Source organism: Benzoatithermus flavus (genome assembly GCF_037908215.1).
GTDB lineage: Bacteria > Pseudomonadota > Alphaproteobacteria > Geminicoccales > Geminicoccaceae > Benzoatithermus > Benzoatithermus flavus.
The window spans coordinates 1-509 of sequence record NZ_JBBLZC010000156.1; the positions used below are offsets into that span (position 1 = coordinate 1).

The 509-nt window shown below is 39.1% G+C and carries 1 protein-coding gene; it reads right to left on the minus strand.

The features are described 5' to 3' along the window. Positions 1–509 (minus strand): nuclease/transposase family protein (locus U1T56_RS24660; RefSeq protein WP_471683469.1); only part of this gene is annotated, 509 nt, incomplete at both ends.

Genomic DNA, 509 nt, shown 5'->3' on the forward strand with positions numbered 1-509 from the left:
GTACTTTTTCCATTGTTTGGAGCCTTTTTTGCATCTGCTCATGAGTTTTTGCAGTTCTTTTAATTTCTTGTTTCTCAACCGATGAATGCTTCTTATTTTTCTTCCCGTGATAATGAGGCTTTCCCCATTTTCACAAATGGCTGCGATGGTGTGAATTTCCCCTGGGTCAATAGCAACACGGTTTTTACATGGATTTTCTTTTGGTTTTTTCCCATCTTCATACGATAAACAAAGCCACAAACCACGGTCATAGACCAACTCGATTTCTTTGACTTTTCCGTTTGGAAGTTTCTCTTTGTCGATTTTCACCACCAAAGGAGATTGTCGTTTTCGATTCCAAATTCCTAGCGACAGTTCCAACGTTCCGTCTTCATGCAAAACAAACCCATCTTTTGCCCATTTCGTGTTGAAATATTTTTTCTGTTTGTACGGATATTTGATTTTTTCTCCATTTTTCCGTGCTTCTTTTGCCCCATCACGGGCAAAGATATATTTATGCACAACCGCCT